The 21,532-nt window shown below is 62.1% G+C and carries 15 protein-coding genes; 10 read left to right on the top strand and 5 right to left on the bottom strand.

What is annotated here, in order from left to right; genetic code table 11:
- Positions 1 to 102: 102 nt before the first annotated feature.
- Positions 103 to 1,467, top strand: a complete 1,365-nt coding sequence (glmM, locus tag RIF72_RS01950; RefSeq protein ID WP_309073201.1) for a phosphoglucosamine mutase — start codon at positions 103 to 105, stop codon at positions 1,465 to 1,467.
- A gap of 91 nt (positions 1,468 to 1,558) precedes the next feature.
- Here glmM and RIF72_RS01945 read toward each other — a convergent pair whose 3' ends face one another.
- Positions 1,559 to 2,431: a D-alanyl-D-alanine carboxypeptidase family protein gene (locus RIF72_RS01945; protein ID WP_309073200.1), complete on the bottom strand. Its 873-nt coding sequence runs from the start codon at positions 2,429 to 2,431 to the stop codon at positions 1,559 to 1,561.
- Position 2,432: 1 nt separating this feature from the next.
- The gene (gene coaA / locus RIF72_RS01940; protein ID WP_011775550.1) at positions 2,433 to 3,404 is read right to left on the bottom strand and encodes a type I pantothenate kinase; all 972 of its coding nucleotides are present in this window, start codon (positions 3,402 to 3,404) and stop codon (positions 2,433 to 2,435) included.
- Between the two features lie 140 nt (positions 3,405 to 3,544).
- Between coaA and glmS the strand changes: the two genes are divergently transcribed.
- From glmS to RIF72_RS01900, 8 genes are all read left to right on the top strand, one after another.
- Entirely contained in the window at positions 3,545 to 5,428 is a 1,884-nt protein-coding gene (gene glmS / locus RIF72_RS01935; RefSeq protein ID WP_309073199.1) for a glutamine--fructose-6-phosphate transaminase (isomerizing), read from the top strand.
- A 4-nt stretch (positions 5,429 to 5,432) separates the two neighbouring features.
- On the top strand, positions 5,433 to 5,780 hold the full coding sequence (locus RIF72_RS01930) for a holo-ACP synthase (RefSeq protein WP_011775548.1): 348 nt from the start codon (positions 5,433 to 5,435) through the stop codon (positions 5,778 to 5,780).
- Between the two features lie 17 nt (positions 5,781 to 5,797).
- On the top strand, positions 5,798 to 7,375 hold the full coding sequence (locus tag RIF72_RS01925) for an NAD(P)H-hydrate epimerase (protein WP_309073198.1): 1,578 nt from the start codon (positions 5,798 to 5,800) through the stop codon (positions 7,373 to 7,375).
- 69 nt (positions 7,376 to 7,444) lie between these two features.
- Entirely contained in the window at positions 7,445 to 9,727 is a 2,283-nt protein-coding gene (glgX, locus tag RIF72_RS01920) for a glycogen debranching protein GlgX (protein ID WP_309073197.1), read from the top strand.
- Positions 9,724 to 12,036 carry a malto-oligosyltrehalose synthase gene (gene treY, locus RIF72_RS01915; protein ID WP_309073196.1) on the top strand — a complete coding sequence of 771 codons (2,313 nt, stop codon included), beginning with the start codon at positions 9,724 to 9,726 and terminating at the stop codon, positions 12,034 to 12,036. Before glgX ends, treY begins: the two co-directional genes overlap by 4 nt.
- Before the next feature lie 75 nt (positions 12,037 to 12,111).
- Positions 12,112 to 13,884 carry a malto-oligosyltrehalose trehalohydrolase gene (treZ, locus tag RIF72_RS01910; RefSeq protein ID WP_309073195.1) on the top strand — a complete coding sequence of 591 codons (1,773 nt, stop codon included), beginning with the start codon at positions 12,112 to 12,114 and terminating at the stop codon, positions 13,882 to 13,884.
- Positions 13,885 to 13,964: 80 nt separating this feature from the next.
- Entirely contained in the window at positions 13,965 to 15,002 is a 1,038-nt protein-coding gene (gene mgrA, locus RIF72_RS01905; protein ID WP_309073194.1) for an L-glyceraldehyde 3-phosphate reductase, read from the top strand.
- 170 nt (positions 15,003 to 15,172) lie between these two features.
- Positions 15,173 to 16,258: an inositol-3-phosphate synthase gene (locus RIF72_RS01900; RefSeq protein ID WP_017200299.1), complete on the top strand. Its 1,086-nt coding sequence runs from the start codon at positions 15,173 to 15,175 to the stop codon at positions 16,256 to 16,258.
- A 190-nt stretch (positions 16,259 to 16,448) separates the two neighbouring features.
- Here RIF72_RS01900 and RIF72_RS01895 read toward each other — a convergent pair whose 3' ends face one another.
- Together RIF72_RS01895 and mshA are read right to left on the bottom strand one after the other, a co-directional pair.
- Positions 16,449 to 18,137, bottom strand: coding sequence for a formate--tetrahydrofolate ligase (locus RIF72_RS01895; RefSeq protein WP_309073193.1), 1,689 nt, complete (start codon positions 18,135 to 18,137; stop codon positions 16,449 to 16,451).
- 113 nt (positions 18,138 to 18,250) lie between these two features.
- Positions 18,251 to 19,495, bottom strand: a complete 1,245-nt coding sequence (gene mshA, locus RIF72_RS01890) for a D-inositol-3-phosphate glycosyltransferase (RefSeq protein ID WP_309073192.1) — start codon at positions 19,493 to 19,495, stop codon at positions 18,251 to 18,253.
- A 111-nt stretch (positions 19,496 to 19,606) separates the two neighbouring features.
- Here mshA and RIF72_RS01885 point away from each other — a divergent pair, with 111 nt between their 5' ends.
- Positions 19,607 to 20,125: a GNAT family N-acetyltransferase gene (locus tag RIF72_RS01885; protein ID WP_309073242.1), complete on the top strand. Its 519-nt coding sequence runs from the start codon at positions 19,607 to 19,609 to the stop codon at positions 20,123 to 20,125.
- Here the strand turns inward: RIF72_RS01885 and RIF72_RS01880 are convergent.
- A complete protein-coding gene (locus RIF72_RS01880) occupies positions 20,122 to 21,495 on the bottom strand; it encodes a 6-phospho-beta-glucosidase (protein ID WP_309073191.1) in 1,374 nt (457 codons plus the stop codon). The two genes, RIF72_RS01885 and RIF72_RS01880, sit on opposite strands and share 4 nt — an antisense overlap.
- Between the last annotated feature and the right edge of the window lie 37 nt (positions 21,496 to 21,532).

Here is a 21,532-nt window from a genome sequence, read left to right as displayed (position 1 = left end):
CGTTTCAGAAACCGACGCAGGGGAGTCAAGAGGAGCGCCGAGTATGACCCTCCGGCGGCCCGTTGAACCAGTGCTGTCCTGTCGTCGTCTAAACTTGACCCGATGTCTAGATTATTTGGAACAGATGGCGTCCGCGGTCTCGCGAACGGATTGCTCACCGCCGAACTGGCTATGCAGCTCGCGCAGGCAGCCGCCGTCGTACTCGGCCATGACCGCACAACCGACGGCAAGCGGCCGCGCGCCGTCGTCGCAAGGGACCCCCGGGCCAGCGGCGAGTTCCTTGCCGCGGCCGTTGAAGCCGGGCTTTCAAGCTCCGGCATTGACGTGTACGACGCCGGTGTGCTCCCCACTCCCGCAGCGGCTTACTTGGTGGCAGATCTTGACGCCGACTTCGGCGTCATGCTCTCGGCCTCCCACAACCCGGCTCCGGACAACGGTATTAAGTTCTTCGCCCGGGGCGGTCAGAAGTTACCGGACGATGTTGAGGACGCCATCGAAGCGCAGCTGGGCAAAGAGCCCCAGCGGCCGGTAGGCGCCGACGTCGGACGCATCCAGCGGTTCTCAGACGCCGAAGACAGGTACATCGTGCACCTGCTGGGCACACTCCCCAAGCGGTTGGAAGGCCTGAAGGTAGTTCTGGACTGCGCCCACGGCGCAGCAAGTGGCTGTTCACCTCAGGTGTTCAAGGACGCCGGGGCCGACGTCGTGGTGATCGGAGCAGAACCGGACGGCCTGAACATCAACGACGGCGTAGGCTCCACGCACCTGGGCCCGCTGAAGGAAGCGGTGGTCAAGCACGGTGCGGACCTTGGCGTAGCGCACGACGGCGACGCCGACCGCTGCCTGGCCGTTGACCATGAAGGCAATGAAGTGGACGGCGACCAGATCATGGCGATCCTGGCGCTGGCGCTCAAGGACGCCGGAAAGCTCAAGGACAACATCCTCGTAGCTACGGTCATGAGCAACCTTGGCCTGAAGATCGCCCTTCGCGATGCCGGCATCACCATCCGGGAGACCGGTGTTGGCGACCGTTACGTCCTGGAAGAGATGCGCGACGGCGGGTACAACCTTGGTGGCGAACAGTCCGGCCATGTGATCTTCTCGGACTTCGCCACCACGGGTGATGGTGTTCTGACCGGTCTCCAGCTTGCCGCGCAGGTTGCCCTGACGGGCCGCAGCCTCAAGGACCTGTCCAGCGCAATGACTAAACTTCCGCAGCTCATGATCAACGTCAAGGACGTTGACAAGGCCCGCGCTGCTACGGACGAGGGCGTTGCCGAGGCCGTTGCAGCAGCGGAGCTTGAACTGGGTGAGACCGGCCGTGTGCTGCTCCGCCCCTCAGGCACCGAGGCGCTGGTTCGTGTCATGGTGGAAGCCGCTGACATGGAAACAGCTGAGCGGGTCTGTAAGGGACTTGCTGCCGTGGTCAAGGAACGCTTGGGCGCCCCCAGTGAAATGGCTGTCTAGGACAGCACACTTTTTGGCCCGCGCTCTTGCTTCAGTTGAAGCAGGGGAGCGGGCCTCAGTGTTTAAGGATTAGAGCCTAAGCATTTATGTATTAGAGGTAGTCCGGTGCTGCTTCGAGCCCAAAATACTCTTCCAAGGTGGCAATACCGCGCGTGGCCATGTCTGTGGCTGCCTCCACGCCGATGTACCGCAGGTGCCAGGACTCGTGGAAGTACCCTGTGGTGTCGTGGAACATCCAGGGATAGCGGACCACGAAGCCGAACTTGTGGGCGTTGGCTTTCGCCCACACGGCGGCGGGTTGTTCGGCGAAGCAAGGTTGGAAGCTGCAGGCTCCCGCGCCGTCGCCAATGTCGAAGGACCAACCCGTCTGGTGCTCGGAGTGCCCTGGGCGGGCAGACGCGCGGTCCGCTGCAGCCTGACCGGTGCTGGCTACGTATCCGTTGTACGTAGTCACTTGGGTGGAATAAGAACGGTAACCAGACGCCAGTGTCATGATGACGCCCTCTGCGGCTGCGGCGCCGAACATCTTTTCTGCGGCGGCCGCCGTCGTGCTGTTCAGCAAAGAAGCTTCACCGCTGACGGCGAGCCGTACGCGAGGCTGAACCAAATCCGCCGGAACGAAGTCCTGCGGAGCCAACGGCCGGTGCTTGTTGACCACAACCCAGGGACTCGCCGGGTCCGTCAGTGAATGCTGTGGGGCTACGGAATGCGACGGAGCGGTGCTGGCGGGTACGTCGCTGGAAGGTGCAGGCTCAACGGGCGCAGGCTCGGTGGTCGCGGCGCTGGGCGTGGCCACGGATGGCGTTGCGGAGGCCGAGGGGACCTCGCTGGCGGCGTTTGCGGCCACAGGGGAGGGAATGGTGTTGTTCGGCGTGCAGGCGGCGAGGGCCGCCATTCCTGCACCAGCGGTCAGCAGGCTCGCGAATACCCGCCGGCTAGGCAGTGGTTGAGGGTTGTGCTGCACGCTAGACCTTCCTCAGCAGCATGCGGCGGATTGAGTGATCTGCGTCCTTGGTAAGGACCAATTGTGCACGTCCGCGGGTAGGCAGCACGTTCTCTTCAAGGTTTGGCTCGTTGATGCGTTTCCAAATGCCGCGTGCGGTGGATTCGGCGTCGTCGTCAGACAACGTGGCGTAGCGGTGGAAGTAGGACTCGGGCTGGGCGAAGGCCGTGGTCCGCAGCTTCCTGAAACGGTCCACGTACCACTCCTCGATATAAGAAGTTTTGGCGTCGACATAGATGGAGAAATCAAAGAAGTCGCTGACGGCCAGCCCTTGTTTGCCGTCCATGCGCGGACGTGCGGGGGCCAGGACGTTGAGGCCTTCAACGATCAGGACATCGGGTCGCCGCACCACGACTTCCTTGCCCGGCACGATGTCGTAAGTGACGTGGGAGTACCAGGGGGCGCGGACTTCCTCGGCGCCGCCTTTGACTTCCGAGACGAATCGAAGAAGGCCGCGGCGGTCGTAGGACTCCGGAAAACCCTTGCGCTCCAGCAGATGCCGGCGCTTCAGCTCGGCCAAGGGGTAGAGAAAGCCGTCTGTGGTGATGAGTTCCACGTTGGGAGTTCCCGGCCAGCGCCTGAGCATTTCCCGGAGCACGCGGGCGATGGTGGACTTACCAACAGCAACTGAACCGGCCACGCCGATCACGAACGGGGTGCGTTGAGTCTGCTCGCCCAGGAAGGTGGTGGTGGCTGCGTGCAGTTGGTGGGATGCCTCGACGTACAGGTGCAGGAGGCGTGACAGCGGTAGGTAAACCTCCCGGACTTCCTTCATATCCAGAGGGTCGCCGAGGCCGCGGAGACGGAAAATATCCTCTTCGTTGAGGGGCTGCTCCATCTGCGCTGCAAGCCGGGACCACGTTTGACGGTCCAGCTCTACAAACGGGGAAGCGCCGTCGCCGTTAGCTTCGGTGCGTTGCAAAGTCACGCTCATGATTCTGCCCTCCGCGGGGCGGATCAGGAAATGCACGACGACTGGCAGGTGAATTATGAGTGGCGGCTATCGCACGAGGAGGGATCCAGACAAGGGATGTCCCACATCAGTTGTTTGGTCTAGCCGTTAGGCTTGTACCCATGTGTGGAATCGTAGGCTATGTTGGCAATTCGTCTCGCAAGGCAGCTGGATACAGCGCTCTTGACGTTGTGGTGGAAGGGCTGCGCCGTCTGGAATACCGCGGCTATGACTCCGCCGGCGTCGCAGTAGTCGCTGACGGGACCATTTCGTCCCGCAAAAAGTCCGGCAAGCTGAGCAACCTGATCGCAGAACTGGAAGCAAGTCCCGTTCCCGAGTCACTGACCGGCATTGGCCATACCCGCTGGGCTACGCACGGCGGACCCACCGACCGCAACGCCCACCCGCACCTTTCCGACGGCGGCAAACTGGCGGTCATTCACAACGGCATCATTGAGAACTTCGCAGAGCTAAAGCAGGAACTGCTGGGCAAGGGTGTCACTTTCGAGTCGGAAACCGACACTGAAGTTGCAGCCGCCCTTATCGGTGACATCTTCCGCACTCAACTCAATGGCGACGGCGGCAACCTCACCGAGGCGATGCGCCTGGCTTGCCAGCGACTCGAAGGTGCCTTCACGCTTCTCGCAGTCCACGCGGACCAGCCCGACGTCGTCGTGGCCGCCCGCCGCAACTCCCCGTTGGTAGTGGGCCTGGGCGATGGCGAGAACTTCCTCGGCTCTGACGTTTCCGGTTTCATCGACTACACCCGCCGTGCCGTGGAACTGGGACAGGACCAAATTGTCACCATCACCGCCGACTCCGTGGAGATCACAGACTTCTTCGGTGCTCCCGCCGAAGGCAAGGAATACCACGTTGACTGGGACCCGGCCTCGGCTGAAAAGGGTGGATTCAGCTCCTTCATGGAGAAGGAAATCCACGACCAGCCGGACGCCGTAGCGCAGACCCTGCTGGGCCGCTCCGACCTCAACGGCAAGCTCACCCTTGACGAGGTCCGCATCGATCCTGAGCTCCTCAAGCAGGTGGACAAGATCATCGTGCTGGCTTGCGGTACCGCAGCCTACGCCGGTCTCGTAGCCAAATACGCAATCGAAAACTGGTGCCGGATTCCCACCGAGGTGGAGCTCGCACACGAGTTCCGCTACCGCGACCCCATCGTTGACTCCAAGACGTTGGTGGTCTCCATCAGCCAGTCGGGCGAGACCATGGACACGCTGATGGCTGTCCGATACGCCCGCGAGCAGGGCGCCAAGACGATCTCCATCTGCAACACCAACGGGTCAACCATCCCGCGTGAATCCGACGCCGTGCTCTACACGCACGCAGGTCCGGAAATTGCCGTTGCATCCACCAAGGCGTTCCTTGCGCAGATCACTGCAGCGTACCTGCTCGGCCTGTACCTGGCGCAGCTGCGGGGCAACATCTTCTCCGGCCAGATCAAGGATGTCCTCGCGGACCTCAACAAGATCCCGGCCAAGATCCAGAAAATACTGGACAACGCAGGGCCGCTGCGCGAATTGGCTCGCAGCATGAAGGACGAGAAGTCCGTCCTATTCCTGGGCCGCCATGTTGGTTACCCGGTTGCCTTGGAAGGTGCACTGAAGCTCAAGGAAATCGCCTACATTCATGCTGAAGGCTTCGCCGCCGGCGAGCTCAAGCACGGTCCGATCGCCCTGATCGACGACGGACAGCCGGTCTTCGTTGTTGTGCCGTCGCCGCGTGGCCGCGATTCCCTGCACTCCAAGGTAGTCAGCAACATCCAGGAAGTCCGCGCACGTGGTGCCCGTACCTTGGTGATCGCTGAAGAGGGCGACGAATCGGTCAGGGATTACGCTGAGCACGTCTTCTACGTACCGGAGACTCCCACCCTGCTGATGCCGCTGCTCACCACCGTGCCGCTGCAGATCTTTGCTGCTGAGCTCGCTGGTGCCAAAGGTTACGACGTCGATCAGCCGCGTAACCTGGCCAAGAGCGTGACCGTAGAATAACGCCATGATTGTTGGCATTGGCGTAGACGTCGTAGACATCGAGCGGTTCGGCCGGCAGTTGGAACGGACACCGGGACTCCGGGACCGTCTGTTTGTTCCTGCCGAGCGGGAACTCAACACCCGGTCGCTGGCCGCGCGCTTTGCTGCCAAGGAAGCTGTGGCCAAAGTGTTGGGCGCTCCGGCGGGCATGAACTGGCAGGACTGTTGGATCGGCCTCGATGAGAACGGACCCACCGTTCAAGTCAAAGGCACAGTGCTTGCCGTGGCTGAGGCCAAAGGCGTCAAGCGCTGGCACTTGTCCATGAGCCACGACGGCGGCATCGCCACGGCGACTGTCCTCGCCGAGGGCTAAGCGAATTTCATAAAGCAATGATCAGCGCCTTCACCGGACAACAGATCAGGGATGCGGAACAGCCGCTCCTGGATTCCGGTGAGGGCGCTGTTCTGATGCAACGGGCAGCTTATGGCTTGGCCCAGGCCGTGGCTCGCGAGGTCAAGAGCAGGCGAAAGCTTGCAGGCGCGAGCGTCACGGTGCTGGCCGGCAAGGGCAACAATGGCGGCGACGGCCTTTTCGCTGCGGCTTTGTTGGCCCGTCGCGGAATGCGTACGACGGCGGTACTCGCCGCACCGGAAGTGCACCAGGAAGCCTTGGCTGCTTTTGTCGCAGCAGACGGGCGTGTTGTCCAGTTGGAGGCGTCGAACGCGGAAGAGCTTGCAGTCCTGTGTGCGGGTGATGACTGCCTTATTGACGCGCTGCTCGGGACCGGGGCGCGCGGTGGATTGAGGGAAGCCCCAGCGGAATTGGTGGCGTCACTTCAAGAGCTTCGTCCCCGTTTGGTGGTTGCATGCGACCTCCCGAGTGGACTGGACGCCAACAGCGGGGAAGTGCATTGGCCCGTCTTGGATGCGGATATCACCGTGACGTTTGGTGGCATCAAAGCCGGACTCTTGGCCGACCCGGGCGAGGGGTGCTGCGGCCGAGTAGAGCTGGTGGGGATCGGGATTGAGCAATCCTTGGAGCATGCCCGCCCTGAGCTTCGCCGTCTCACTGATTCGGACCTTGGCGCTTTAGTGCCCAAGCCCGGCCGACGTGCGCATAAATACTCGCGGGGCGTCCTGGGAGTGGTAGCAGGTTCGGCGCGATTCGCCGGCGCTGCTGCTCTAAGCGTTCACGCCGCGGCTCTCGCCGGAGTGGGCATGGTGCGCTACCTGGGGCCTCAATCTGCGGCCCAACTGGTTCTCGCCCGAACTCCGGAGGCCTTGTGGGAGTCGGATCATCCCGGCCGCGTCCAAACGTGGTTGCTGGGCTCCGGGGTTGACGGTGCCGAACAATTGCAGCGGGCGAGGGATGCCGGCACTTCGGCCCTCGCCGAGGAGTTGCCGGTGGTCGTCGACGCCGGGGCCCTGAGTCTTCTGCCGGAACACTGCCCCGCTCACTGGATACTGACACCCCATGCTGGCGAGCTGGCTACCTTGCTGAACTCGCTTCCTTCCACGGGGGAAGACAAGGTAACGCGCGACGACGTCGAATCCCGCCCCCTCCACTTCGTACGGCAGGCCGCCGAGCAGACCGGTGCAACCGTGCTCCTGAAGGGTGCCACCACAGTGGTGTCGTCGCCGTCGGGCGTTGTGTTCAGCCAATCCGAGGGCACCGCCTGGATGGCCACCGCAGGCAGTGGCGATGTCCTGGCCGGCGTTCTGGGCGCCCTGCTGGCGCAGGCTGTGGAGTCTATCCGGCACGACGACGGCGCATATGCCGCCTTGGGCTTGGACCCTGCCGACCGCTGGGCTGCCCTGGCCGCGGTTGCTGCGAGTGTCCACGGCCGGGCGGGTTCTCTGGCATCAGCAGATTTCGACGGAGGACCCATTACAGCCTCGGCGATCGCGGCGGCTGTACCCCGCGTTATTGGTTCGCTCAGCGCGGAATACGACCGAACAAGACCGTAAGGTTGCTGTCGGTGTCTGGGTGCTTGAGTAGGCTTGCAACAGTTGTTCGCATCATCAAGAGGAGAACGCATGGAAGTCTGGCCTGGATCGGCTTATCCGCTGGGTGCCACCTTTGACGGCACCGGCACCAACTTCGCGCTGTTTAGCGAGAAGGCCGAAAAAGTGGAATTGTGTCTCTTCGACGACGACGGCGGGGAAGTCCGCGTAGACGTTACCGAAGTGGATGGTTACGTATGGCACTGTTATCTGCCGCAGGCTCAACCTGGGCAGAAGTACGGCTACAGAGTTCACGGTCCCTATGACCCCGACGCCGGCCAACGATTCAACCCCAACAAACTGCTGCTGGATCCGTACGCAAAGGCCATCCACCGGCAGATCGACTGGGACCCGTCCCTGTTCTCGTACAACATGGGGGACCCGGATTCCCGCAACGACGAGGACTCGGCTCCCCACATGATGCTGGGCGTGGTCATCAACCCGTTCTTCGACTGGGACGGTGATAAGCTCCTGCGGATTCCGTACCACAAGTCCGTCATCTATGAGGCACACGTCAAGGGCCTCACCCAAATGCATCCGGAGGTGCCCGAGGAGCAGCGCGGCACGTACGCCGGCGTCGCCCACCCCGCGGTTATCTCCCATCTGCAGAAGCTGGGGATCACGGCGATTGAACTCATGCCGGTGCACCAGTTCGTCAATGACGGCATCCTGCAGGACAAGGGCCTGAACAACTACTGGGGCTACAACACCATCGGTTTCTTTGCGCCCCACAACAGCTACAGCTCCAAAGGCGATACCGGACAGCAGGTCCAGGACTTCAAGGCCATGGTGCGGGCGCTGCACACAGCTGGCATCGAGGTCATCCTGGACGTCGTGTACAACCACACTGCCGAGGGAAATCACCTTGGACCCACACTGTCCTTCAAGGGCATTGATAACTCCGCGTACTACCGCCTGGTGGAAGACGACCAGAAGTACTACATGGACTACACCGGCACGGGCAACTCGCTCAACGTCCGTAGCCCGCACTCCCTCCAGCTGCTCATGGACTCCCTGCGCTACTGGGTGACCGAGATGCACGTTGACGGGTTCCGCTTTGACCTCGCCTCCACACTGGCCCGTGAGTTCTACGACGTGGACAAGCTGTCCACCTTCTTCGAACTGATCCAACAGGACCCGGTGGTCTCCCAGGTGAAGCTCATTGCCGAGCCTTGGGACGTTGGGCCCGGCGGGTACCAGGTGGGCAACTTTCCTCCCCAGTGGACAGAGTGGAACGGCCAATACCGCGACACCGTCCGCGACTTCTGGCGCGGCGAACCTTCCACCTTGGGCGAGTTCGCGTCCCGGTTGACCGGCTCGGCTGACCTCTACGAGCACTCCGGGCGTCGCCCCGTAGCGTCGATCAACTTCGTCACCGCCCACGATGGCTTCACGCTGGCTGACCTTGTGTCCTACAACGAGAAACACAACGAAGCCAACGGTGAGGGTAACAACGACGGCGAATCCCACAACCGTTCTTGGAATTGTGGTGCGGAAGGGCCTACGGACGATCCCACGGTCCTTGGCCTGAGGGCACGCCAGCAGCGCAACTTCATTGCCTCCCTGTTCCTGTCCCAGGGTGTTCCCATGCTCCTGCACGGTGACGAACTAGGCAGGACGCAGAACGGCAACAACAACGGCTACTGCCAGGATTCCGAGCTCACGTGGATCAACTGGGACAACGTGGACCAGCCCCTGATCGAGTTCACTGCAGCAGTTAGCGCACTCCGGGCAAAACACCCCAGCCTGCGTCGCAGCCGCTTCTTCGATGGTCGTCCGGTGTTGCGTGGTGAAGGCGAGCGTCTCCCGGACATCGTATGGCTGGACGCTGACGCGAGCACCATGACGCCGTCCGACTGGGACGAACACCTGGGACGCTCTGTGGGCGTGTTCCTCAATGGCGACGGTATCCACGGCCGGGATACCCAAGGCCGTCGCATCACTGACGTCAACTTCCTGCTGTACTTCAACGCCGACCAAGACGAAGTAGGCTTCCGGATTCCTTCCGACGAGTATGCGCCCGCTTGGGATGTCATGATCGATACCGCTGGAGAAGGGGCTGAAGCGGGCGTCATCAAGCCCGACCAGATCCTAATGGTCGGCGGTAAGTCTCTGGTGGTACTCCGCGCCCACAGCACCCCGGAAATTGAACCGGATCACTCTGTTGCAGCTTCCCTAGCCGCGCTGACCCAGACGAGCACTCCCGAAACGGCATCCATCACTGCCCCCGCGGTGACGTCGTTACCGTTCGATTACAAGGGCGCTGCGCCCGCAGGTACCAACGATGAAGGTGAAACGGAGGAGTCGAACGCATGAGGACCCCTGTCTCCACATATCGGCTCCAAATCCGCCCGGGCTTCACTCTGCAGGATGCTGCGGAGCTGACCGGATACTTGCGTTCCTTGGGAATCGATTGGGTATACGTGTCACCAATCCTGACTGCAGAAAAGGGCTCGGACCACGGCTATGACGTGACCGATCCCTCCACTGTGGACCCCTCAAGGGGAGGTCCCGAAGGGCTCACCGCGCTGTCCAAGGCCGCGAAGGAAAAGGGCATGGGCATCCTGGCCGACATCGTGCCCAACCACATGGGCGTTGCTTCGCCCAAGCAGAACGCATGGTGGTGGCAGCTGCTGAAGGAAGGCCGCGGTTCAAAGTACGCGGAGGCCTTCGATGTCGACTGGGACTTCGGCGGGGGGAAGATCCGCATCCCTGTCCTGGGAAGTGACGCCGACCTTGACGAACTGAAGCTCGTGGACGATGAACTGCGTTACTACGATCACAGTTTCCCGCTGGCCGAGGGGACGTACACGTCCGGGGACAACCCGCGCGAGGTCCATGCACGGCAGCACTATGAGTTGATTGGCTGGCGCCGGGCGGACGCCGACCTGAACTACCGGCGGTTCTTCGCAGTGAACACTCTTGCCGGCGTACGCGTCGAGATTCCCTGGGTCTTTGACGAGTCCCATGAAGAGATCGTCCGCTGGTTCCGCGAAGGGCTGGTGGACGGCCTGAGGATCGACCACCCCGATGGGCTCGCCGACCCAGAGGGCTACCTCGCCAGGCTGCGCGAGGCCACGGGGGGCGCTTACCTGTTGGTGGAGAAGATCCTGGAACCGGGGGAGCGGCTGCCCGAGACCTTCGACTGCGAAGGAACCACGGGCTACGACGCATTGGCTGATGTTGACCGCCTTTTTGTGGACCCGGCTGCGGAGGAGTACCTGAACTCCCTCGATGCCCGTCTGCGGAACGCGGACGTTCCGGCGGATTACCACGCCATGATTCATGCCACCAAGCGCCGCATCGCCGATGGCATCCTGCGCTCGGAAATCCTGCGGCTTGCCCGGCTGGTGCCTGAATCCTTGGAGCTGCCGTTCGCCAAGGTAGCCGACGCGCTGGCTGAAATCATTTGCTGTTTCCCCATCTATAGGACGTACCTGCCCTATGGCGGGAAGACACTCGTAGAGTCCGTGGAAAACGCCGCCAAGGAGCGCCCTGACCTGGCAACCGTCCTCAGTCAGCTCCAGCCGCTCTTGCTGGATGAGACCAGTTTGCTGGCCCGGCGTTTCCAGCAGACGTCCGGCATGGTCATGGCCAAGGGTGTAGAGGACACAGCATTCTTCCGCTATACCCGGCTTGGATCGTTGACGGAAGTGGGCGCGGATCCCACGGAATTCTCGATCCCCAGTGGAGTTTTCCATGAGCGCATGGCCCGCAGGCAGCAGCTCTTGCCGCTCTCCATGACAACACTGAGCACTCACGACACCAAGCGGAGTGAGGACGCAAGGGCCAGGATCTCGGTCATCTCCGAGGCCGTGCCGGAGTGGGAGCTTTTCCTCGGCACCGTCCAGGAGCTCGCCCCCATCCCCGATGGACCCCTCTCGGCACTGATCTGGCAATCGATCGTGGGCGCATGGCCCGCGGATCGCCAGCGTTTACAGTCCTATGCCTTGAAGGCAGCCCGCGAGGCAGGTAATTCCACTAACTGGACCGACCCCAACCAGGAGTTCGAGCGCAAGTTGGCTGCCGCCGTCGACGCCGTATTCGACGTCCCGGAGGTGACCGCCGCCCTGACGAACTTCGTGGACGAGCTCGAACCTTATGGAACGTCCAATTCGCTGTCCGCCAAACTGATCCAGCTGACCATGCCAGGCGTGCCGGACGTCTACCAAGGGACGGAATTCAGGGACGGCTCGCTGACTGACCCTGACAACCGGCGGCCAGTGGACTTCCAAGCTCGCATTGCTGCCTTGGCGGCGCTGGATGACGGAGCCAAGCCCGCGTTCACGGAGGAAGCTGCCAAACTTCTGGTGGTTTCCCGTGCACTTCGGTTGCGCCGTGACAGGCCCGAGTTATTCGCCGGCTACCTCCCGGTCGCGGCCCAAGGCGCTGCCGCCGCACACGTGGTGGCTTTCGATCGTGGTGCTGACCATCGGGGAGCTCTCACCGTTGCCACGCGTTTGCCCAAGCGTCTGGCGAGGGAAGGCGGCTGGCGGGACACGTCCATCGAACTGACAGTGGACTGCCGGGATGAACTCACTGGCGCCACGTACGGGGCTGGTGCTGTGCCTGTGGCCACTCTGTTGGAGCAATACCCGGTGGCCCTACTGGTACCCACGGACTGATTGTCGGACGGTCGTGATGAGCTGACCGTCAACATCGTCACTGCAAGCACGCCTAAACACATACAGGGGAACTTGATGCTGGAAAACGCTGCTGGAAAAAACCGTTACGACGTCTGGGCACCGAACGCAGATTCTGTTCGGCTGCGGGTCGGCGACTTGGAGTACGGCATGGAACACCACCACGACGGCGGTGCCCGCGGTTGGTGGCGCGCGCCGGCTGACGTGGCGGCACAGGAAGCCGACGGGGTGCGGTACGGCTACATCGTGGACGGGGAAGGACCGTTCCCGGATCCCCGCTCGCGGAGGCAGCCGGACGGGGTCCACGGTTTATCTGCGACCTTCGATCCCTCCGCTTATCAGTGGAAGGACAGCGGATGGAAGGGCCGGAAGCTCAAAGGATCCGTGATCTACGAGATGCATCTGGGTACCTTCACACCCGAAGGAACATTGGATGCCGCCGCCGGGAAGCTGGGCTACCTAGTGGAGCTTGGTGTCGACTTCATCGAACTGCTGCCGGTCAATGGCTTCAACGGTGTCCACAACTGGGGCTACGACGGAGTCCTTTGGTATGCCGTGCACGAACCGTATGGCGGACCTGAGGCCTACCAGCGCTTTGTGGATGCTGCGCATGCTGCCGGCTTGGGTGTCATCCAGGACGTTGTTTACAACCACCTCGGGCCCAGCGGTAACTATCTGCCTAAGTACGGTCCCTACCTGAAATCGGGAGAGGGCAACACCTGGGGCGATTCGGTCAACTTGGACGGACCCGGCTCGGACGATGTTCGCCGTTACATTCTGGAAAATGCGGCGATGTGGCTCCGGGACTACCATGTGGACGGACTTCGTCTCGATGCCGTGCATGCCCTGCGTGACGAGCGCGCCGTGCATATCCTTGAGGAGTTCGGCGCGCTGGGAGATGAGATTGAGGCGGAGACGGGAATTCCCCGGACCATGATCGCTGAATCTGATCTGAACAACCCGCGGCTCATCTATCCGCGCAAGGACAACGGCTACGGGTTGGAAGGCCAGTGGAGCGACGACTTCCATCACGCCGTGCACGTCAACCTCAGCGGGGAGACTACCGGCTACTACGCGGACTTTGACTCCCTGGCAGTCCTCGCGAAGGTCCTGCAACATGGCTTCCTTCACGATGGCAGCTACTCCAGCTTCCGGGAACGGCATCACGGCCGGCCCATCAGGCACGATTTGGCGCATCCGTCTGCGCTGGTGGTCTGCTTGCAGAACCACGACCAAATCGGCAACAGGGCAACTGGCGACCGGCTAACAGCGTCGTTGTCGTACGGAAAGCTGGCCATAGGCGCTGTGCTCACCATGACGTCGCCGTTCACGCCCATGTTGTTCATGGGCGAAGAATTTGGGGCCTCTACGCCATGGCAGTTCTTCACCTCCCACCCGGAACCTGAGCTTGGGAAGGCCACAGCGGAGGGGCGGATCAAGGAGTTCGAACGTATGGGTTGGGACCCTGCCGCGGTCCCTGATCCGCAGGACCCGGAAACGTTCCAGCGTTCCAAGCTCAACTGGGACGAAGCAGGAGAAGGCGACCACGCACGCTTGCTGCAGCTGTACAAGGATTTAGCACAGCTGCGCCGGAACACTCCGGAGCTGGCGGACGGCGGATTCGGTGAGACCTCCGTTGAGTTCGACGACGACGAACACTGGCTGCAGTTCTCCCGCGGCTCAGTCCGGGTGGTTTGCAACTTCGGGGACGAAGCACTGGGGACGCCACTGAACGGTTCCGTGTTGCTGGCCACCGACAGCGAGGCAGCCTTGGAAGACCGGACACTGACGCTTCCCGGCGGTAGCGCCGCCGTCGTGCGCGTCCACTAAGCCCCGCCGATCGAGGGTGACGGCGCCCACATTGCGGACAGCGCCGTCACCCCGGTTTGTGCAGTGGCAGGATAGAACGTATGACTTATTCGGCTGCGGAAAACCGCTACGAAACCATGCCCTACCGCCGCGTCGGACGCAGTGGACTCAAGCTGCCCGCCATTTCGCTGGGCCTCTGGCACAACTTCGGCGACGACAAACGATTCGACGAACAGCGTGCCATCCTGCGCCGTGCATTCGACCTCGGCGTCAACCATTTCGACCTCGCCAACAATTACGGACCACCGGATGGATCGGCTGAGACCAACTTCGGGCGTCACTTGAAGGACGACTTCAAACCGTACCGCGACGAACTGGTCATCTCCACCAAAGCCGGCTACTACATGTGGCCCGGCCCCTACGGCGAATGGGGATCCCGCAAATACTTGATCTCCAGCCTCGACCAGTCGCTGGAGCGCATGGGCCTGGACTACGTCGACATCTTCTACAGCCACCGTCCCGACCCCGAAACGCCGCTGGAAGAGACCATGGGTGCGCTGGACTACGCGGTCCGGTCGGGCAAGGCACTCTACGCGGGCATCTCCTCCTACACGCCAGAGCAGACCCTCGAAGCTGCCCGGATCCTGAAGGAGCTCGGAACCCCGCTGCTCATCCACCAGCCCAGCTACTCCATGCTGAACCGGTGGACCGAGAATGGTTCGCCGAACCTGTATGAAGCTCTGGACCAAGTGGGCGCCGGTTCAATTGCCTTCTCGCCGCTCGCCCAGGGCATGCTCACCAACCGGTACCTCAACGGTGTGCCGGCTGACTCCCGGGCAGCCAAGGAACGCTTCCTATCCGAGTCCGCGCTGACCGAAGAAAAGCTGGACCGCGTGCGGGGCCTGAACGCCATTGCCGAGGGGCGTGGGCAAACCCTCGCGCAGATGGCCATTGCGTGGATCCTTCGCGATCAGCCCAAGGGTTCGCCCGTAACATCTGCACTTATTGGTGCGTCCAGCGTGGCGCAGCTCGAGGACACCCTCAGCGCAATCAACAACCTGAAGTTCACCACGGATGAGCTGACTGCGATTGACGAATTCGCCGTCGAATCGGACATCAATCTGTGGGCGCAGAAGTAACATTCAAGAACTGACATAAACAGCGGAAGCCGGTAGGGAACAAAACCGGCTTCCGCTGTGTTGGTTACAATGCAAGTGTGCGCCGAATGGCGCGCCGTGCCAATCAGCCGTGCCCTGGACTCAGTCAGGGATGCGCCTGGCACCTGAGGTTATTTCTCAAAAGGAGTTCCGTGTCTTCACATCCGATTCGTGTTGCCATTGTCGGCGTAGGTAACTGCGCCGCATCGCTGGTCCAAGGTGTTCAGTACTATCGCGACGCTGACCCCAAGGCCACGATCCCGGGTCTGATGCACGTCGAGTTCGGTCAGTACCACGTCAACGACGTCCAGTTCGTTGCTGCTTTCGACGTCGATAGCAAAAAGGTTGGACTTGACCTCGCAGACGCCATCGGTGCCAGCGAAAACAACACCATCAAGATCGCCGACGTTCCCGCCACCGGTGTGACGGTGCAGCGCGGCCACACCCTGGACGGCCTCGGCAAGTACTACCGCGAGACCATCGTCGAGGCTTCCGAAGAAGCCGTGGACATTGTTGCCGCCCTCCGCGAGGCCAAGGCCGACGTCATGGTTTGCTACCTGCCCGTAGGTTCGGACCAGGCCGCCAAGTTCTACGCCCAGTGCGCCATCGATGCCGGTGTTGCTTTCGTTAACGCACTGCCCGTCTTCATCGCAGGCACCAAGGAGTGGGCGGACAAGTTCACTGAGGCCGGTGTCCCGATTGTTGGTGACGACATCAAGAGCCAGATCGGTGCCACTATCACGCACCGCGTCATGGCCAAGCTGTTCGAGGATCGCGGTGTCACTTTGGACCGCACGTACCAGCTGAACGTCGGCGGCAACATGGACTTCAAGAACATGCTGGAACGCGACCGTCTGGAGTCCAAAAAGATCTCCAAGACCCAGGCCGTTACCTCCAACGTCGAGGCTGAGCTGCATGCCGACGATGTCCACATTGGACCATCCGACTACGTTGCATGGCTCGACGACCGCAAGTGGGCCTTCGTCCGTCTTGAGGGCCGCAACTTCGGTGACGCTCCCGTTTCCCTCGAGTACAAGCTCGAAGTGTGGGACTCGCCGAACTCTGCCGGCGTGATCATCGACGCTATCCGCGCCGCAAAGATCGGGTTGGACCGCGGCATCGGCGGCCCGCTGCTTTCCGCTTCCAGCTACTTCATGAAGTCGCCGCCGGAGCAGTTCAACGACGACCTCGCCCGCGACAAGGTTGAAGCCTTCATCCGCGGCGACATCGAGCGCTAAACACCCGCCACACCAAACGCCCCCGTATTCCGATGCGGGGGCGTTTGTCGTATCCCGGACGCTCTATCAGATCCCTCGGGCTTGGGCCGGACGCTCTATCACTTTCCTCAGAAGAGTGAGAGATGGTCGGCTTGTAGGGGTTGGGATGTGAGAGATGGTCGGGTTGAAGGGGTTGGGATGTGAGAGATGGTTAGAAAAGGCCCGTGGGGTTGCCGTCTGCGTCCACGTCCATGCGCATCGCGGCGGGTTCCTTGGGAAGGCCAGGCATGGTCATCACCGCGCCGGTCAACGCGACAATGAACCCGGCACCCGTCTTGGGAAGCAGCTCGCGGACGTGCACCCGGAATCCCTTGGGCGCACCAAGCCGAGAGGCATCGTCAGTGAAGGAATACTGCGTCTTGGCCATGCACACAGGGAGCCCTGACCAGCCATTCTTCTCGATCTCGGCAAGGCGCCTGAGTGCCGGAACTGAGAACTCCACGCCATCGGCCCCGTAGATCTCCTGCACAATCGTTTGGATCTTGTCCTCGACGCTCAGTTCCAGCGGGTACAGGGGATGGAAGTTGGACGGCGCATCCAAAGCCGCCGCAACTTTGGCTGCGAGCTCGTCACCGCCGTCGCCTCCGCCTCCGCGGCCCCAAACATCAGCGACGGCGGCTTCCACGCCTTCTGCTGCACACCAGGCGAGGAGCCACTCAAGTTCCTCGGGAGTGTCGGTTCCAAACTTGTTGATGGATACAACGGGCGAAATGCCGAACTTCGCAACGTTGCCCACGTGCCTTTTCAAGTTCTCGACGCCTGCTGCCATGGCCTCGATGTTTGGCTCGCTGAGTTTCTCCTTGGGAACCCCGCCCTGCATTTTGAGGGCGCGGATTGTTGCAACCACCACGACGGCGGATGGCGCCACGTCGGCGATGCGCGCCTTGATGTCCATGTACTTCTCAGCGCCGAGGTCTGCGCCGAAGCCCGCTTCGGTGACCACGATGTCCGCAAGCTGCATGGCGGTGCAGGTAGCGATCAGAGAATTGCAGCCGTGGGCAATGTTCGCGAAGGGTCCGCCGTGCACCAACGCGGGGGTCCCGGCGATGGTTTGGACGAGGTTCGGCTTGATGGCGTCTTTCAGGAGCATGGTCAGTGCACCTTCCACGCCGAGGTCTGACACGGTGACCGGGGTGCGATCGTAGGTGTACCCGAAAGTGATGCGTCCCAGGCGTGCCCGAAGGTCGTCGAGGTCCGTGGCGAGACAGAAGACCGCCATGATTTCCGACGCAACCGTTATATCGAAGCCGTCTTGCCGGGGAACTCCCTGTATGGGGCCGCCGAGGCCGATGACAACTTCCCGGAGCGAGCGATCGTTCATGTCCAGGACGCGTTTGAACGTCATGCGCCGGGGATCGATTCCGAGCTGGTTGCCTTGAAAAATGTGGTTGTCCACCAGCGCCATGAGGGCGTTGTTCGCAGATGTGATTGCGTGGAAGTCGCCGGTAAAGTGCAGGTTGATGTCGTCCATTGGAAGCACTTGTGAGTATCCGCCGCCGGTTGCCCCTCCCTTCATGCCCAGAATGGGGCCCAGGGAGGGTTCACGCAGTGCGATCATCACTTTGTGCCCGGCACGGGCTAAGGAGTCAGCTAGACCCACGGTGGTGGTGGATTTGCCTTCGCCTGCCGGGGTGGGAGACATGGCAGAGACAAGCACCACCTTGCCGGGCGCCTTTCCCTGGGGGAGTACCAGCTTGGCCCGGTTGATCTTGGCCTTGTGGGGCCCGTAGAGCTCAAGGGCGTCCACATTGATGCCCGCGCGTTCGGCGATGTCTTCAATGGGACGTATGGTTGCGCGGTGGGCAATTTCAAGATCGCTCAGGATCTTGTCTTCAGACATCGTTGTCCTTCGGCTCTGCCCGCAGCGGGGATGCTGCTGCTGGGATTCTTAGGCTGTGATTCTTACGCTGTGCGCGACAATCTATCAGCCCGGGAGCGGTTACGAGCGGAGACTCAGCGTCGCGGGACCAGCAGGCCGCCGACGGCTTCCCGGTAGCTTTCCAAGGTAATGGCTGCAGTGCGCTGCCATCCAAAGGACTCGGCGTGGGTGGCAGCGAGCCGGCCCATGTCCTCCCGGGTTTGGACGTCGTCGTAAAGATCCTCAAGGGCGTCGGCCCAGTCTGAGGGGTCGTGCCCGTCCACCAACATTCCGGTTCGTCCGTCCGAGATGGCGCGGGAGAGGCCGCCAACGTTGGTGGCCACTACGGGTGTACCGCACGCCTGTGCTTCCAACGCCACCAACCCGAAGGACTCGCTGAAGGACGGCATCACCACCACGTCAGCGGACCGGAACCAACTGGCCAGCTCCGGCGCCACCACAGGCGGCCGGTGGGTGACGACGTCGGCCAGTCCGGCGTCTTCGATGAAGTGCTGGAGGTTGAAGTCCTTGGCACCGCTAAGGGACCCCAGGATAGTCATTTCCAGATCGATGTCAGGCCTGCGCTGGCGGAGGATCCCTGCGGCTTTGACGAAAACCTGCGGGCCTTTGAGCCGCTGGATCCTTCCGGCGAAGAGAATATGGAAGCTGTCGGGCCTGACTCCCCTCAAGGAACGGGACTTCCGTCGGAAGGACGGCGTGAACACCTTCAGGTCCACCCCGGGTGGCGCGACGTCAATCCGGTCAAGGTCTGCTCCGTAATGGGAAACCAGTTCGTCCGCCTCGGCAGGAGTGTTGGCAACCAGCCGCGAGGCACCGTCAACAATCCGTTGTTCGCCTTCTTCCCGGCGCCGGGGCTCAGGCCGTTCGCCGGACTCAAGGACAAGGTTTTTGACTTTGGCCATGGTGTGCATTGTGTGGACCAGCGGAACACCCCACAGTTCTGACAACTCAAGCCCTGCAACCCCGGAAACCCAATAGTGGGAATGAATGGCGTCATAACGCCCATGGAGCTGTTGGTGGCGGATCTTGTCGATCTCTTCCACCATGTGGTGCAGGAGGGCCGGCAATTCTTCCTTGGGTAGTTTGCGCCGCGGACCTGCCATGACGTTATGGACGCAAACCCCCGGCCCGGGATGCTCGACGGCAGGCTGACCGGATTTGGTGGAGCGGGTGAAAATCTCCACTTCGACACCGGACTCGGCTAGTGCCATGGCCAGGGCGCGAACGTAGACGTTCATTCCGCCGGCATCTCCCGCGCCGGGCTGCTCCATGGGGGAGGTGTGCAGCGACAGGAACGCCACACGACGGATCAACGGCACCCAGTCCTCCTCAAGATCACGGCAATAATGAGCTTTGCCCTGCAGAAAACACTACTCCTGCGTTCGAGTCCCAAGCCGAGCAAACTCCGCTATATGGACAAGGCTGCTAGCGTGGCGGCTGTGAGCCAAGAACAAAACTTCCACGTCCGCAAAGCAACGCCTGAAGACTGGCCCGGCATGTGGTCCATCCTGGAACCCGTGATCCGCGACGGCGAGACCTTTACCTGGGACCGTGACACCACCGAGGACGCAGCAAAGACCAAGTGGTTCAAGGAAGCTCCCGGTCAAACTTTTGTAGCGGTGCGCCAGGACACTGGCGAGATCCTGGGAACGGGGGAGTTCCACGCCAACCAAGCCGGCGGTGGCAGCCATGTTGCCAACGCCGGGTACATGGTGGGTTCCAACAACTCGGGCCAAGGGATCGCCCGGGCCCTCTGCGCCTACTCACTGAGCGAAGCCAAGGCAGCCGGGTTCCGGTCCATGCAGTACAACGCCGTGGTGGAGAGCAATGTCAGGGCTGTGTGGTTGTGGCAATCCATGGGGTTCAAGATTCTGGCTACGGTACCCGAGGCCTTCAACCACCCGGAGATCGGCTACGTAGGCCTCCACGTCATGTACAGGAAGCTCTAGGCCCACAACTGGCTTAGCTCAGGAAAAGCTGCCTCGTACGCGTCCAGCAGTTGCCGGCCCAAGGGGGCCGAACCCACCAATGGGTGGGCGGCAAATGCTTGGACAGCGGCTTCGCGCTCGCCGGCGACGACGGCCCGGATGGTCAGCCGTTCGACCTCTTTCACGTGCTGCATCAGGGTGAGGAACTGCCCGTCCGGCCGGTCCTGCGGAAGTGGCAACGCGCCGTCGGGCGTTACCTGGCAAGGAACCTCGACGACGGCGTCTGCCGGCAACCCTGGAATGGCCGCCTCAGCGGCAAACGGGGCACGCAACACCGGCGAGTTGGGCACGTTGAGGATCAGCTGGGCGGTCCCACCCCCGGAGAGCGCACGCATGACGGACAGGGCAACACGTTCGTAGCCGCCCCCTGCGAGGTCAGACTCGTCGCGCTGCTCCCCATGCGTCCGCGCTTCGGCCAGGTAGCCTTCCTCGCGGGAGCGCCGGGCAGCATCCCAGAGCTGATAAGGATGCGATGCCTGAAGAAGCGACGGGTAGAGCGACTGTTGCTGGTGATGGATGGACGCACCGCGCGTTTCGCGTTGCTGTCCAATGGCTTCGGTGGCCTGTGCCGTTTGGTAGTAGTAGTACAGGTATTCGTTGGGCAGGCAGCCAAGCTGCAGCAGGGTGTGCTGCCCGAACAACCGCCCCTCCTCCATGGTTTCGAGGACAGCGGAATCGGACAGCAGGCCCGGCAGCAGATCCCGTCCCCCAGGCGCCAAGCGGTAAAGCCAGCCGAGATGGTTCAGTCCGAAGTAGCCCACGCCGTCGAGCGTTCCTTCTTTAAGGGGGGCACCAGCAGCGCGGGCCGCCCGCTGGACCAAACCACCAGCGGAGTCGCAGATGCCGATCACCCGGCGTCCCAGGACGGAAACCAGTGCTTCAGCGACCATGCCTGCAGGGTTCGTGAAATTGATCAGCCACGCGTCGGGGCAATGGAGTCGCATGGCTTCGGCGAGCTCCAGCATGTGGGGAATCGAGCGGAGCGCATAGGATATCCCTCCGGCGCCAGTAGTTTCCTGGCCCAGCAACCCCAGCCTCAAGGGGACCTGTTCGTCCGCGATCCTTCCGGCGGTACCGCCTGGACGGATCGCCGCGAATACCATGTCCGTCCCACCGAGAGCCTGCCCAAGGTCTGTGGAAACCACGACGGCGGGCGCGGGACCTTGGTTGGCGGGCATGTCGCGGAGTACGGCCTCAATGGCGGCGAGACGTGAACCGTCCACGTCAAAAAGGACGAGTTCATCCACAAGTCCGGCGAAAGGACCCGCGCACAAGGCCCGGTAAATCAGGGGAACCCGGAATCCGCCGCCACCGGCGATCATGAGCCGCATGGTCCGAGTCTATGCAGGCCCGCAAGTCTATGCAGCC

It is taken from the genome of Paenarthrobacter sp., assembly GCF_031180005.1.
Classification (GTDB): domain Bacteria; phylum Actinomycetota; class Actinomycetes; order Actinomycetales; family Micrococcaceae; genus Arthrobacter.
Note: the sequence above shows the minus strand (reverse complement) of the source record. Positions and strands in the feature narration are given on the sequence as shown.